Here is a 14,294-nt window from a genome sequence, read left to right on the forward strand (position 1 = left end):
TAAGCGGAAAACCTTGCAAATTAGCCGTTATTTAAGGGCAGCATTGTGGAAACCAGCACATGTCTGGCTTCGCAAAATTGAAGGAAAAGCCATTCCTTAATCAACAAATTGTTGTCGTTGCACAGGTATAATTGTAAATAAATTTCCAAATGGACAGGAGCCGCCTTTAGAAAGGTATTTACTTTTTTGGCTCTAAGTAGAGTAAACAATTAAACTGAAAATTATGACACTATTTACGCAACACTAGTGTAATCAAATATGAGAAAGCTTCTCCTATAGAACTACAGAAAAGGAATAATGTAGGATCCCACTCCTTTCCTGTATTCTTCATTAGATTTTTCGAACAACTTTGAAGTATTCTTCTAATGTCCAGTCATTTTCATATATATCTTTTGCAGATTTTTTCCCCACATATCGGAAATGCCATGGTTCGTATTTATACTGCGTTATACTTTCCTTTCCCTCAGGATAACGCAGTATAAATCCATATAGATGAGCATTTTCCTTTAACCATTTTCCTTCTTTCGTTTCTCCGAATTCTTCTGTTAATAAAAAGTCTGCACTTTTGCTTGAAATATCCATAGCTAGTCCTGTTTGGTGCTCACTATTACCAGGATAAGCAACTGCTTGTACCGCCTTTTCTTCTCCTACTCGGTCCACTTCTGCACCAAATAAGACTGTTTGACGATCATAAGAACGGTAACCTGAAACTGCGTAAAGGGTTATGCCACTCTTCTTTGCCCCATTAAACATGTCTTCCAAGGCTTTAGCAGCTTCTTCTCGCATATAACTTTTTTCAATATCCTGATTACCAAACGAAAATTCCACATTTGGTCGGACTAAATCTTCTGGTATATATCCATCTGGCAATCCAAATTCTTTATTGACAAGTGATACAATATTCATTGGATTTTGAATAATATTTCTTCCATCTACAACTTTAATTTCGTTAAAAAAGATCGATTCTAATGTCCATGGATATTCTTCTTCTTCGACCTCTTCAGGAGGAGTTTGTTGCTCTTCCTTCTCTTGCTCCTCTTCGTTAACCTGGTTTCCGCTATCTTGCTCATCCGCTTTTTCGTCCCAAAAAGAAATTTTATCTTTGAGGGATGAAAAATCAACTTTTTCACATCCCGTTAGCATAAGCGTTGCTATTGCTAGTGCAGGGATGGTTACTGATCTTTTCATTTATGTCACCTTACAAACCTTTTATATTTTCTCATTAAAATGATTATATAAAGGTATGCCAAAGCATACCTTTATATAATCTATACTATTTTTATTTAATTGCAGCTTCTAAAGCCACTTCGATCATTTCATTGAATGTTGATTGTCTTTCCTGTGCCGTTGTTTCTTCTCCAGTTAATATATGATCGCTTACTGTTAAAACAGATAGAGCTTTACGATTAAATTTAGCAGCGATAGTATAAAGTGCAGCTGATTCCATCTCGATAGCAAGAATTTGATACTTAGCCCATTTCTCTAACTCAGAATTATCATTATAAAACATATCTGCAGTAAATACATTTCCTACTTTTAAAGATAGTCCTTTTTCAAGTCCACTGTCATATGCTTTTTTTAGTAAATCAAAGTCAGCTGTTGGCGCATAATCTACACCACCAAATGTTAAACGATTCATTTGAGAGTCAGTTGAAGCACTCATCGCAAGAATGACATCTCTTACTTTTACATCCTTTTGAATGGCTCCACATGTACCAACACGAATTAAATTTTGTACATTATAGCTACTAATTAACTCATTAATATAAATAGAAATAGATGGAACACCCATTCCTGTCCCTTGTACACTAATTCTTTTCCCTTTATATGTTCCAGTGTATCCAAACATATTACGGACTTCATTATAGCATTTAGCGTCCTCCAGGAAATTTTCAGCAATGTATTTTGCTCTTAATGGATCTCCTGGTAGTAAAACTGTTTCTGCAATTTCATGTTCTTTTGCACCAATATGTACACTCATTAGTATTTCCTCCAATTGATACTCTTTTCAATATTCCTACTCAAATATATCATACTTATGAAAACTTCACTATTTGTACTATATCATATTCTAATATGCTGTAAAACATATTTAATTTTAGCATAACTGTTTTTTAAAAGGTTATACTAAAATTAGTTTTCCTCTACTAGGAAGGAAAACAGATTATCTAACTGTTTGAAAGCAAGTAAATGATAATGATAAATGCTTAAGAGGAGGATTATAATGGGAAAAAAGCATCGAAATCGTATAAATTCTCCAAAGAAAAATAATCATATACCAAAAGAAGCGATTATTGCTGAGCACGAAGCACATGGAAAAGAATATTCTGCAACAGGTCGGAAAAGATAGTTTTTAAAAAAGCGCTGACTTTCTTCTCCATTAAATAGGGAGAAGAAAGTCAGCGCTTCAAAAATTCATTTACTTACATAAAAAAAGGGCAAGGATTTAACCTCACCATTCTTATTTTTTTATTCATCAAGTTCCTCATCAATTATGCATTTTTCCAATAAATATTCAAATGTAATGTCAGCCAATTCTTCCATTTCACCTTCAGTAGGAACGAATCCCCTTTTTAATAGCTCACGAAAGAAAAACTCTGCTATTTCCTCAGTATCTATAATCACGTCGATTTCTTTCAAGCCTATCGCCCCCTTTTTAAAGAATATATGTGACATCTAAAAAAAAAATGCTTTCATAATAAAATTATCTGATAAAACTGACTTTATTTCAAGAAGAAATATCTACAATGCCAAATAATGAACGCAATTAAAAAATATCCTCCAGATAAGTTTAAAAAATAGACATGTTTATTAGAGCTTATACATATAGTTTTAGTAAAAAAAGGGAGGCATCCTATTATGAATAAAATCCAATATATAGTCGAAGATATAAAAGTAGATTTGAATAATGAAAACAGTGAGATCCTTACTATTTTTCATTCCCTTTTAAAAAAGCTCTTTACCCTACTTCTACTTAGCAGTGTACCGATGTTTATCTACCTATTATTCTAAATTTTTGGTTCCATTGTCCTTATCCGATCTGTTGCTTAATAGCTTCAATTTACGAAGAGTTAACTTCATTACTTGTTCATACTCAGCGTCTTTAAATAACGAATAAAGAATTCTGTAATCATTATATATATCTAACAAACCATCAATAAGCTCTTTCTTCTCCTTTGTTCTTTCTAACAATTCTTTTTCTGTCTGATGGAAGGAGCTACTTGATTTTTTAAGATCGATGGACTTTTGTTTTTTATCCATTATATATAAAAGCCCTAATTTTTGTATAAATGAATCAGCACTATCTGCATCTGCCACTAACGTTAATTCATCTTCTCCTGCCTCTAACCATTCACCATCACTAACTCTAGAAAGCTCGTAAATGACGTCTTCCCAAGCATCTGACTTATATCTCCAAATCTCTGTCCGAAATCCCATAATTTTAAAAAGGTTTGAACCATATCCTTTTACTTTCACTAAATCACCAATAAAGAAGCGATACTCTATATCGATTTTCTCTGAATCCATTATTTCTCCTTCATATTCAGACAGCATCTGTAGACTGGATTCTAAATATAATCCTTCACTTTTATTTACTTCATATACATGCATTTGATCTAAATATTTCACATCGGTAATTTTACCTACTGTACCATATATCGTGATTACAACTGTATCACCAATTTTGAATTTAGGTTTTTTTCGATTCGTCATAATTACTGATCCTCTCTAAACAAGATTGTGTGGCATTGCCTACTTATGCGGTTTTCCCCCACACTCTTGAGTAGAACATGTAATCAAATGAAGATGGGGGATATTAAAGGAATATAATCCTATCTTCAGTCACCATTTAATTTTCATCCTTTTTTGTTCGTCTACACTTTCACTTTCGCTTTTGTTTCTATTATCATATGCACTTATCTGCTATTCGCTCATAAAAATTCATGTATCCTAAAATCCAGTAGTTCCTTTTACTTTAAAACTTTTTATTCATTATATGTCTGTATGTCAATAGGAAGAATACATTCTTACGTTTAAGTACATGCAGTAGCTCTTCCTTTTTTCATTTAGGATATATAATTCTTAGAAAAAGGCAGTTACTTTGAAAAAAACCCAACAAAAAACACCCAAACAAATTCTTGCCGGATGTTTTCAATAGCTGTAATTTTTCTTTTCTTCTTGAAATAAGTATTGCTCCCAAGCCTCATCAAAAACGCGCATACTTGGAAGATAGTGCCCATTTAATTCTAAATAATCACTAATTTCGTCATAATCAAAGCTATTTTTAGGAAAATCATGATCAAGATAAGCGTCATTTGCAAATTCGCTAATTTGATCATTTGGTTCAGGGTGCCGAAACTTCATTAGAAAATGATAAAAGGATTTAGTCAAGATCTCACCTTCCTCGATCAATAGATATAACGTATACTATACATAAATGGAAATAATGGTGCAAGCGATACGGCCAATTTCCAAAGAAAATCTATTTGTTTGTCTATTTTATAAAAAGTCATTCTTTTGTCAGTAGAAATGCTTAGCTTATCCTTTAGTAGGGTAATTTAATGAACAGAATAAAAAAGGATCTCTATTATATAAGGAGGGAAAATAAAAAAGAAAGATGAAGAAAGGAATTAAATATTTTATTTACTCTCTTATTTTTATCGCCATTCTTGGCATGCTGTATTTATTAATTCATTCGAAAAAACCGGAAAGAAATGTCTATGAAAAAATAGCCGATGGTAAAAAGGTGAACTACTTAATTGTCGGCGATAGTATAGGACGTAGCTCAGGTGCTAGCAATAATCAACATAAATGGTTTCAACTAGTAGAAAGAGGTTTAACGAAAAAATACGGTGGCGCCTTTTCTAGGCATTTAGTTGTTCAAAGCGGTGCTACAGCATTTGAAGGACTTTATAAATTGAAGAATAACTTGTCTAAAGATATAGATCTAGTCTTCATTGTTTTTGGAGAAAATGATCGTAAATATATGGATAACAAGCAATTTTATTTCTTATATCAATCCTTATTAGATGAAATTGTCATCCGATTTCCCCATGCTGAGTTAATTACCATTACCGAAAGTAGTTTGGATAACGAGGAATTTATTGATGTTATTAAACAGCTTTCAAAAGACTATTATGCTACAAACATCGATATGAGAATTCCATTTCGAAATTCTCGGCTATCTACTGAACGATTAACAAATGACCTTGTACATCCAAATGATTATGGCTACTATTTATATGCTCAAGAAATAATCCAAACAATCGATACAGCAATACGCAAAGATAAAAAAGTGCTTACTTCTTCCATCCCTGTGAATGAGGTAAGTAGTTTAGAAATGAATACGAATTATTCTTATCGCTCTATTGATCCATCTTTTCAAAATAAAAAAGGTTATTATACCTCAAATCAAATTGGTTCCACTATAGAATATCAATTCTCTGGATCATTTTTAGGTGTAAACGTGATTAGAAGTGAAAAAGGTGGAAAGATGGATGTATTTATTGATGATAACTATGAAACCACTATTTCAACATGGTGGCCATTTAAGAAAGAAAGGTCTTTATATGTAACAAGTGGATTAACCAATAAAGATCATACTGTTAAATTTCAAATTTCTGCTGACAAATCTAGATATAATATTACAGATCAACAACTTATCCAAATTTCTTCCATCATTACGAATTAGCTTTATTTAAAGGAAAAAAATGAGGTTTGGACAACAGCTGATATCAAATATTTTATTATGGTTTAAAAAGTCAAGTAGAGAAAAATGCGTTCCATTAGCTATAGACTTTTGCTTTCTGTAGCGCACGATCTTAAGCATCAGCCGGTTCACAAACACAGACCACCTCAAAAATAAAATAACCCGAACAATTATACGAAATTTCAATTAACATCTCCGTATAATTGTTCGGGTTTATATTTGGTTGGAATACTTTTATCCCTGTGTCTTCCTATTTTTCAAATAATCGCAAATACTTTCCGTATCCTTTTTCTTCTAATTCTTCTTTTGGAATAAACTTCATTGCAGCTGAATTCATACAATATCGCAAACCTGTTGGATTCGGTCCATCATTAAATACATGACCTAAATGAGAATCAGCTTCTTTACTTCTTACTTCTGTCCGAATCATCCCATGACTAATATCTTTTTTCTCCATTAATTCTTCTTCATCAATTGGCTTTGTAAAACTTGGCCAGCCACAACCAGCATCGTATTTATCGAGAGAACTAAACAAAGGCTTGCCAGAAATAACATCTACATAAATACCTTCTGAAAATTCATTCCAATATTCATTATGAAACGGCGGCTCTGTTCCATTATTTTGGGTAACTTCATATTGTATAGGGGATAATTTTTCCTTTAATTTGTCTTTTTCCATTACTTATCTCTCCAATTCTCTTGAATATAGGCTGCACGTCCTGAACCGATATGGTAACGATTGTAATGTTCAGGATTCTTTTTATAATATGCTTGATGATAATCCTCTGCAGGATAGAAGGTAGAAGCAGGCAGTATTTTTGTAGCAATCGGCTTATTGAACTTTCCACTTGCCTCTAATTGCTGCTTTGATTCTTCCGCTAATTGCTTTTGTTCTTCCGTATGATAGAATATCGCCGTTTGATAAGAAAGACCACGGTCAAAGAACTGTCCACCGGCGTCTGTTGGGTCAATTTGCTGCCAGTATATACGAAGCAGTTTTTCATACGAATATACACTCGGATCATATGTAATTTGGACAGCCTCATAATGTCCAGTAGTCTCTGAACATACTTCTTTATAAGTTGGGTTCTCTTTATGGCCTCCTGTATAACCAGAAACAACCTTTATAATTCCAGGCTCTTGATCAAATGGCTTAACCATACACCAGAAACAACCCCCCGCAAATGTTGCTAATTCCGTTTTCTTTTCCATTAAAACAGCCCCTTTAAAAAACATTCTTCTCTTTATATTCCCTTATCTTGATCATTTCACACTATTAGCTTAATGTTTAAGAGAGAAATATGCAAAAATAATGGCTTTAGTGGAAAGTAAAGTCCTTGCACTAATTATGCTAGGACTTTACCTTTTAATGGTGGAAAATTATCTTTTTTTGGATTGCTTTGTCATGTTCTTCCATTTTTTCTTTTCTTCAGACTGTGCTTTCTTATCCTGTCGTCTTTCTAAAAAAGCTAATTCTCGCAATAATTTTTTATAGCTTTGCAGTCTTTCTTCCTTCAATTCTCCCTTTTCAATCGCTAATTTTACTGCACAGCCAATCTCTTTTTCATGCTGGCAATCTCTAAATTTACAACTAGATGAAAGCGGTTCTATTTCCGAAAAGCTGTTAGAAATGCCATCTTCACTATTCCATAATTGAAGTTCCCTCATTCCTGGTGTATCAATTAAGATCGCATGGTTAGGTAATAATACCATCTCACGATTAGTTGTAGTATGCCTTCCCTTTGCATCCGAACCTCTAATTTCCTGTACTTCCTGCTTTTCAAACCCAATCAAATAATTAGTTAAAGTCGATTTACCAACACCTGAAGAACCTAGTAAGGCGATCGTTTTTCCTGGAAGAAGATATGTTTGCAGTTCATCTAATCCCAAATTATTTACAACACTTATTGTAACAATAGGGACACCATAACTAACACCTTCTACTAGCATTATTTTTTCTTTTATATCAACAGCTAGATCGGCTTTGGTTAAAACAATAACAGGATTTGCTCCACTCTCCCATGTTAAAGTTAAATATCTTTCTAATCTTCTTACATTCAAATCTTCATTTAACGAAAGGACCAAAAAGATTGTATCAACATTTGCTGCAACTATTTGCTCTTCCGTATTATTACCAGCAACTTTTCTAGAAAATTTGCTTTTTCTCGGCAAAATAGCAGTAATTGTTCCTTTTCTTTCTTCTTTTCTTGGAGAAACGATTACCCAATCTCCTACAGCAGGATATTCTTCCCTTGATTGAGCATCAAAAGCTAATTTACCAGATACTTCACATAATAGCTCTCCAAAAACGGCCCATACTCGATACATCCTTTTATGCTCTAGCGAAATTCTGCCGATTATTTGATTTGTCTTTGCTGCCTTTTCAAATTGTTCTTTTATCTTATTGTTATACCCAATTTTTATTAACTCCATCAATAGACCTCCAAATGTTTACATAATAAAAAACCATGATACAGCCCATGGTTTTAACAAACATTTAAAAATCCACCATAATAAATCGATTAGTCCTATTATTAAAAAAATAGGAACTTTAATACGAACTTATGGTTGTAACCGTCTGGGCTGTATGCTATATAAGCTATTTACGTGGAATAAAATAATTTTGCTCATAATACATCAGCCTCCTTTCATCAATATCTTTATTATATAAATTTTCTAACTAATTGTAAAGCTATTTTCTCCTTATTCCTTAGGCACTTTCCCTAATCTTTGGCATATTCTATTCTCAGAAAGATTCTTAAATATGGTATTTCATATACACTGAAATTATTATTCCGAGGAGTGAGTAGAATGACCCAAGATCAAAATCACTCAATACAAGAAGCTGGTATGTATAATGTATTAAGTGATTATTATAAATATACTAATCCAGAATTACATGTTTATTACTATCATAAACATCTTCAAAGCTTGAAAAGTGCTTTTAATCATGAAAGTAAATCTGCAATAGTGCCAGATATCCAACGTCAAAAGGAATATGGAAAAATAAGAATATTACATGGTTCCCTGGCTACCGAAAATGTCGATATTTACCTAAATGGGATGCGTATGTTTAAAGACGTCTCCTTTAAAACAATGAGCAATGATTTAACCATACCTGCAGGAAAATACCAAATAGATATTTATGAAACTGGAAAGATGATTGATACATTATGTAGTCAGAAAATAAATGTAGAGAGTAATGTTTATCATACTTTTGCAATTGGTGGAGTAGATAATAAGCTTAAACTACATGATTATCCTGAATATCCAGTAGTACCTCCTAATGAAACAAAATTACGATTTGTTCAACTTGCAGACAACTTACCACCAATTGATATTGCCGTTCAAAAAGGGGATGTCGTCTTTCCCTCCATCCATTATAAAGGGGCAACTTCTTACTTAGGATTGTATCCAATGACCGTCTTTTTAGAAGCAAGAAAATCACAAACAAAGGAAGTAATCCAAGCATTTCCTGCGATAAGGCTGGAAGCTGATAAAGCATATACGGCCTTTATTGTTAATGGAGTGGAAGACAAAAGTAGTGAATTGCTTCTCTTTTCCTGTTAACAAAAAAAGGCTATCCTTAAAGCTCATACAAACAAATTTCCAATGAGCGTTTAAAGGATTAGCCTTTTTTAAGTTTCTATTCCGTTGGCAGCAATAAGTTAAATTGAATATTATTTTGTTCTAAATCAAACGTACTCATTTCAACTTGCATCCCATTTTTTAAGTCCATATCGGTTAAATGAACATATATTTCTTCATCACTCGGTTGAATATCAACCCATTCTGGGAAATTGTATTGGTTAGCGATAAAATTCATGATGTATGAAACTGGCAATGGCAGCTGACCAATGCTAATTTCTTTTTGTTTTAATAATAAATCACCGTTTTCCAATGCTATTGGTTCAAATGTTAATTTCATTTGAATATCAGTATTAAAAATTGGTAATGTTCCATATAACTCTACTTGATCTGCTATATTTATTTCATAATGAATGGGGCCATTTAATCCTTCTTGTTCTAAATAGTGATTTATTAACTTGGTTAAATCCTCACGATTTGTCGTTACCGCAAAAGGAACTTCTTCTCGCTGTTCTTTCTTCACGATTGTTGACTTCTCAACAGGTCTAAATATCATAATCGCTAAAATAATAATACTAAGTAATAGAACACCTAATAATGTTAAAAAAGCTACTTTCCATTTATTGTTAAACAACCTTTTCTCCTCAATTCTCTTCTGTTTGCAAATTCTCTAGTATATCCGCTAACGGAGCTGTTAACATTTTATTATAGATAGCCTCTGCTATGAGCTTATATCCCTGGTCATTAGGATGAAAATAATCTTCATACAATAAATCTGATGTCGGATTTTCAAAAATACTTTCAATACTTACAAAATAAGTATGATCATATTCTGCTAATACTTTTTCGCTCGTGTTATTCCAATCTGTAACAATTTTATTCATTTCTTTTATATCTGAAAACATCTTAATAAAAGGATTGTATACTCCTACCAATATAATTACTGCATTAGAATTGCTAGTCCGTACATTTGACAGTATTTCGTATAGGTTATTTTCATATTCATTCAATTGTTCATTAAAGGATTCCACTTGTAAATTGGTGAAATTATTTCTTACTACTTTCATAATGTCATTTCCACCAATAGTTATTATGACTCCATCTGCTTTTTGGATTGCTTTGCTTACTTCCTCTGTTTTAATTCTTTTTAATAATTGATCTGACCTGTTGCCTCGTACTCCATAATTAACAAAATCTGCTTTATTTACTCCCTTTGTTTCTTCAAGTAAATCTTGCAGATAAGGAACATACCCTCCTTTTCCAGTGCTGTCACCAACACCTTGTGTAAGGGAATCTCCAACAGATACTATGGACATTTCCTGTGGTAAAAAACTTACCGGAATGTCCTTTTTTTCGGTCACTACAACATCTTTTTCCTTAATATAGAGCGTCTGATTAGAGCAGGAAACAAGCATCAAAAGAGAGAATAATAAAACAAGGAAGGTAAATGGTTTTTTCATTCTTTCACCTACCTTCATTTTTTATAGTATAGCATACTGATAAGGTTTCGAAATTATTTTATGCACTTATTTTTTTACCAATAGCCTACCTATATTCATATTATTCGATTTTAAAAAAAGTGAAACGCTTTCTCTCTTTTTCACTTCTTATTTTAGCGTTTTTATTTAAAGTAGAATTGCTGCATGTCTAAACTCAACTATGACTATCCTTTTTAGAAAGTGGAATATAAATCTTAAATATTGTCCCTCTTCCCTTCTCACTTTGTACTTCAATCCGGCCCTTCATTTGTTCTACCATTTGATAACAGACCATTAATCCCATTCCCGTTCCTTTTTCTTTTAATGAATAAAAAGCTGTTCCTAACCGATTTACCTCCTCATCTGTCATTCCAATTCCAGTGTCCTCTATTTCAAACACGCCATCATTCATTGTTGAATATAGATTAATGGTTATAGTCCCTCCATTTTTCATCGCTTCGATTGCATTTTTTAAAATATTTATTAATACCTGCTTCAATTCATTATTATTAGCTTCTATGTATACTTGCTGTATATTCTTCTTAAAGTGAATTCCCTTACTTAGCATTGCATAAGAATGCATTAAATCGATGACTTTATTTGCTAAATCTGCTCCGTCAATCTTCTTTGATTGTTCAACGTCAGGCTTTGCTAGTGATAAATAATCATTAATTATTGTTTCGGCCCTATTCATTTCTTCAATCATCAATTTAATATAGGTTCTTTCTTCTTCACTCATATGTTCTTTCGCATGAAATATTTGTAAAAAACCTTTGACAACCGTCATTGGATTTCTGATCTCATGGGCAACAGATGCCGCAAGCTGGCCAACGGCATTCATTTTCTCTGCCTTTTGCAGCTCACGATTCATCTTCATCGATTCGACAATATTATCCATTTGCTTAAGTGCTTCTTCCATTGTTGTTAATTGAAAATCCTTAGATATTGTACCAAGCTCCTTTGCCGTATTTATCAATCTGTAAAAAAGAGAGGCAAGATTATCAACGACTTCATTAAAATTTCGCATTAAGCTTTGCAATTCTTTATTTCCACTTAATTCCATTTTTACTTCGAAGTTCCCGAAACTTAATTCATTTAAACTTATCATCATTTGATTTATAGGACGAAGAACTTTATTTAACCACCTTCTTAAGTATAGAAAAATCATTAAATAACTTATTAAAATAAACAAACCAGTTTGAATGATTATCTTCTTAAAAAAAATGAATTGATCATTGATCTTCGTGTCCATCCCTATAATTCCGACTAATTGTCCATTTTCATCATTAATAGGTGTAAAGGAACTCATATAATACTCTTCCTTTAATCTGTATATGCTACTATGCTGCATATCATGCGATGCAATTGATTTATTGTAAACGTCCATTGCTTTATCTGCTAAAGTATTAACATAATTGATTTCCAATTTTAAATCTTGGGGAGAAATAACTGCTATAGGAGCCTGTTCTTCATTTTCTTCTATTATTGATATATATATATTCTCCGGCATCTCTGAAAGTTTATTGTTAAAATCAGTTGAATGGATCACGTTTTGTAAAATTTGATTAGAAGTATTACTTTTCCATAATTTCATTTGAAAAGAAACATTTTTACTTAATGAAGTTAAAACTTCTTCTCCATCATTTTCAACATGTATTTTTAAATCTTGATAATGAAAATAAAAAATGAATGTCATAAAAAGAATTAAAAGGAAAAAAGGCAGAAAAAAAGATACTACTTGTTTTTTATTCACAAACGGAATATTACATATTTTTTTTATCATACTGGCCACCTATTTCTTATATTCCTTGGTCTGTATCAGTCAATAAGGTTATATCTAATGCTTTTAACACACAATTTCACAATTAAATACACTGCTTTACTTATAAGTGTACGTAAATATAATTATTAACTTGATTCGACATTTTCGCTTAAATTCCCTTTAATTACTCCATTTTTTTATTTAATAGGCTAAGTTTTGTAAAGTTTGTTGCTAAGAGTCGCAGCCTGAATCCACTTCTCTAGTTTCATTTCTCCCATTTTCTACAAATACGTTCACCTGTCATAGAAGATTTATTTCCTTTTTTTCCACTATTGTCAGAATAAAAGAAGCTGGGACAAAACTAAATAACTAATCTTTAAAGACGAACAATCTTTAATTTATCTCTTAAATAAAGCTACTTTCTCATGATGGTTATCTATGTTTTTAAATCTAGTTAAGTGTAAAAACTAAGTCGTTCCATTGCGCTACGGACGCTCGATGCGCCGGGGAGGAAGCTAAGCCTCCTCGCTGCGCTGCGGGGTCTAAAGCGTCTCTATTTCCCGCAGGAGTCGAGCGTCCTCCGCTCCATTTCACTTCGTTTTTAAACCTTTTTCTAAAAAACAAACACGAACTATAATGTAATTAAATTACATTATAGTTCGTGTTTGTTGTTGATTGAAATACTTATGTCCCAGCCTCTTTTATAAATGCATCTAAAATCTTATCAAGTTGGTAAGATTGCTATTCAATATAGTAGCTGAAACCAATAGCTCCAGGTCCTGTATGTGTTGAAATAACAGGTGTAGTATAATCTATATCCACTTTATTAAATCCAGTGGCCTTTTCTATTGCTTCCTTCAATTTAATGGCAACTTCAAGACTACCAGCATGTGTAATTCCTACACTTTTAATTTTCTTGCCAAGACTGTCTTCTACAAATGCACCTACTAAATACTTTACTGCTTGGGAGCGACTTCTAACTTTTGCAATAGGTGTATATACACCTTCCTCAAGCGTCGCGATTGGCTTAATATTTAGTAAAGAGCCTAGAAAAGCTTTTCCTTTTCCAATTCTTCCGCCCTTCATTAAATTCTCTAATGTATCGACTACTACAAAAAGTTTCGTATGCTTTTTCACATGATTTAATCTTTGCAATATTTCCGCTACATTATGTCCATTTTGCACCATTTTTGCAGCTTCTAATACTTGAAAAGATAACCCCTTTGAAATAAACTCAGAGTCTACTACAAAGACACTCGCCTTTGTTAATTGGCTCGCACTTTTAGCTGATTCTACCGTCCCACTCATACCGCCTGTCATATGAATGGATATAATATCATACCCTTTATCAGCAAGTTCATCATATTTTTCAATGAAAGTGCCAACAGAAGGCTGTGAAGTTTTAGGCAATTCATCTGATTCCATCATTTTATCAATAAATTCAGCAGGGGTAATATCCACCCTATCCAAATATGATTTATTATTAATATAAATTGATAAAGATATTACCTCAATTTCATATTTTTCTAATATTTCCTTCGATAAATCAACTGTTGAATCTGTTACAATTTTAATTTTTTTCATTTCACACGTCCCTATTTGTCATTCATTTTTTCATTAAAACGCTTACTTTATTATACATTTATTTTTTAGGATTTTCCTATGCTCACTCTATTGATTTTATTTTTTGAGCATATACTATTCACTATACCACAAATTATACTTTTCGTAACCTGTGAATTTTATCACATATCCT

The 14,294-nt window shown here is 32.4% G+C and carries 16 protein-coding genes; 4 read left to right on the plus strand and 12 right to left on the minus strand.

The window, feature by feature from the left end:
* Positions 1 to 330 precede the first annotated feature (330 nt).
* The gene (locus QQZ16_RS12490; protein ID WP_031535992.1) at positions 331 to 1,188 is read right to left on the minus strand and encodes a M15 family metallopeptidase; all 858 of its coding nucleotides are present in this window, start codon (positions 1,186 to 1,188) and stop codon (positions 331 to 333) included.
* Between the two features lie 91 nt (positions 1,189 to 1,279).
* Positions 1,280 to 1,981, minus strand: coding sequence for a purine-nucleoside phosphorylase (deoD, locus tag QQZ16_RS12495; protein WP_235251648.1), 702 nt, complete (start codon positions 1,979 to 1,981; stop codon positions 1,280 to 1,282).
* Positions 1,982 to 2,224: 243 nt separating this feature from the next.
* On the opposite strand from deoD, the gene QQZ16_RS12500 reads away from it, so the two are divergent.
* Positions 2,225 to 2,350: a hypothetical protein gene (locus QQZ16_RS12500; RefSeq protein WP_016203953.1), complete on the plus strand. Its 126-nt coding sequence runs from the start codon at positions 2,225 to 2,227 to the stop codon at positions 2,348 to 2,350.
* Between the two features lie 119 nt (positions 2,351 to 2,469).
* On the opposite strand, the gene QQZ16_RS12505 is transcribed toward QQZ16_RS12500, so the two are convergent.
* Positions 2,470 to 2,640, minus strand: coding sequence for a YozD family protein (locus QQZ16_RS12505; protein WP_065429127.1), 171 nt, complete (start codon positions 2,638 to 2,640; stop codon positions 2,470 to 2,472).
* 219 nt (positions 2,641 to 2,859) lie between these two features.
* Here QQZ16_RS12505 and QQZ16_RS12510 point away from each other — a divergent pair, with 219 nt between their 5' ends.
* Positions 2,860 to 3,012: a hypothetical protein gene (locus QQZ16_RS12510; RefSeq protein WP_155986736.1), complete on the plus strand. Its 153-nt coding sequence runs from the start codon at positions 2,860 to 2,862 to the stop codon at positions 3,010 to 3,012.
* On the opposite strand, the gene QQZ16_RS12515 is transcribed toward QQZ16_RS12510, so the two are convergent.
* Together QQZ16_RS12515 and QQZ16_RS12520 are read right to left on the minus strand one after the other, a co-directional pair.
* Positions 3,004 to 3,714 carry a hypothetical protein gene (locus tag QQZ16_RS12515; RefSeq protein WP_031535996.1) on the minus strand — a complete coding sequence of 237 codons (711 nt, stop codon included), beginning with the start codon at positions 3,712 to 3,714 and terminating at the stop codon, positions 3,004 to 3,006. The genes QQZ16_RS12510 and QQZ16_RS12515 overlap by 9 nt on opposite strands.
* Positions 3,715 to 4,152: 438 nt before the next feature.
* Positions 4,153 to 4,392, minus strand: a complete 240-nt coding sequence (locus tag QQZ16_RS12520) for a YozE family protein (RefSeq protein ID WP_035416077.1) — start codon at positions 4,390 to 4,392, stop codon at positions 4,153 to 4,155.
* Positions 4,393 to 4,618: 226 nt separating this feature from the next.
* On the opposite strand from QQZ16_RS12520, the gene QQZ16_RS12525 reads away from it, so the two are divergent.
* Positions 4,619 to 5,692: an SGNH/GDSL hydrolase family protein gene (locus QQZ16_RS12525; protein ID WP_031536000.1), complete on the plus strand. Its 1,074-nt coding sequence runs from the start codon at positions 4,619 to 4,621 to the stop codon at positions 5,690 to 5,692.
* A 268-nt stretch (positions 5,693 to 5,960) separates the two neighbouring features.
* On the opposite strand, the gene msrB is transcribed toward QQZ16_RS12525, so the two are convergent.
* From msrB to rsgA, 3 genes are all read right to left on the minus strand, one after another.
* Positions 5,961 to 6,389 (minus strand): peptide-methionine (R)-S-oxide reductase MsrB, encoded by a 429-nt coding sequence (gene msrB / locus QQZ16_RS12530; RefSeq protein WP_031536002.1) that lies wholly within the window; start codon positions 6,387 to 6,389, stop codon positions 5,961 to 5,963.
* Positions 6,389 to 6,922 carry a peptide-methionine (S)-S-oxide reductase MsrA gene (gene msrA, locus QQZ16_RS12535; protein WP_031536004.1) on the minus strand — a complete coding sequence of 178 codons (534 nt, stop codon included), beginning with the start codon at positions 6,920 to 6,922 and terminating at the stop codon, positions 6,389 to 6,391. The genes msrB and msrA overlap by 1 nt, the downstream gene beginning before the upstream one ends.
* Before the next feature lie 168 nt (positions 6,923 to 7,090).
* Positions 7,091 to 8,143: a ribosome small subunit-dependent GTPase A gene (gene rsgA / locus QQZ16_RS12540; protein WP_235251647.1), complete on the minus strand. Its 1,053-nt coding sequence runs from the start codon at positions 8,141 to 8,143 to the stop codon at positions 7,091 to 7,093.
* A 378-nt stretch (positions 8,144 to 8,521) separates the two neighbouring features.
* Here rsgA and QQZ16_RS12545 point away from each other — a divergent pair, with 378 nt between their 5' ends.
* Complete coding sequence (locus tag QQZ16_RS12545) at positions 8,522 to 9,280, plus strand: DUF4397 domain-containing protein (RefSeq protein ID WP_235251646.1); 759 nt, start codon at positions 8,522 to 8,524, stop codon at positions 9,278 to 9,280.
* A gap of 76 nt (positions 9,281 to 9,356) precedes the next feature.
* On the opposite strand, the gene QQZ16_RS12550 is transcribed toward QQZ16_RS12545, so the two are convergent.
* The 4 genes from QQZ16_RS12550 to QQZ16_RS12565 form a co-directional block, all read right to left on the minus strand.
* Positions 9,357 to 9,932 (minus strand): YpmS family protein, encoded by a 576-nt coding sequence (locus QQZ16_RS12550; RefSeq protein ID WP_031536010.1) that lies wholly within the window; start codon positions 9,930 to 9,932, stop codon positions 9,357 to 9,359.
* A 10-nt stretch (positions 9,933 to 9,942) separates the two neighbouring features.
* The gene (locus QQZ16_RS12555) at positions 9,943 to 10,758 is read right to left on the minus strand and encodes an SGNH/GDSL hydrolase family protein (RefSeq protein WP_235251645.1); all 816 of its coding nucleotides are present in this window, start codon (positions 10,756 to 10,758) and stop codon (positions 9,943 to 9,945) included.
* Positions 10,759 to 10,951: 193 nt separating this feature from the next.
* Entirely contained in the window at positions 10,952 to 12,559 is a 1,608-nt protein-coding gene (locus tag QQZ16_RS12560) for a sensor histidine kinase (RefSeq protein WP_235251644.1), read from the minus strand.
* 720 nt (positions 12,560 to 13,279) lie between these two features.
* A complete protein-coding gene (locus QQZ16_RS12565; RefSeq protein WP_031538135.1) occupies positions 13,280 to 14,122 on the minus strand; it encodes a DegV family protein in 843 nt (280 codons plus the stop codon).
* Positions 14,123 to 14,294: the final 172 nt, after the last annotated feature.

Source organism: Bacillus sp. T2.9-1 (genome assembly GCF_950097965.1).
GTDB classification, from domain to species: Bacteria; Bacillota; Bacilli; order Bacillales; family Cytobacillaceae; genus Niallia; species Niallia hominis.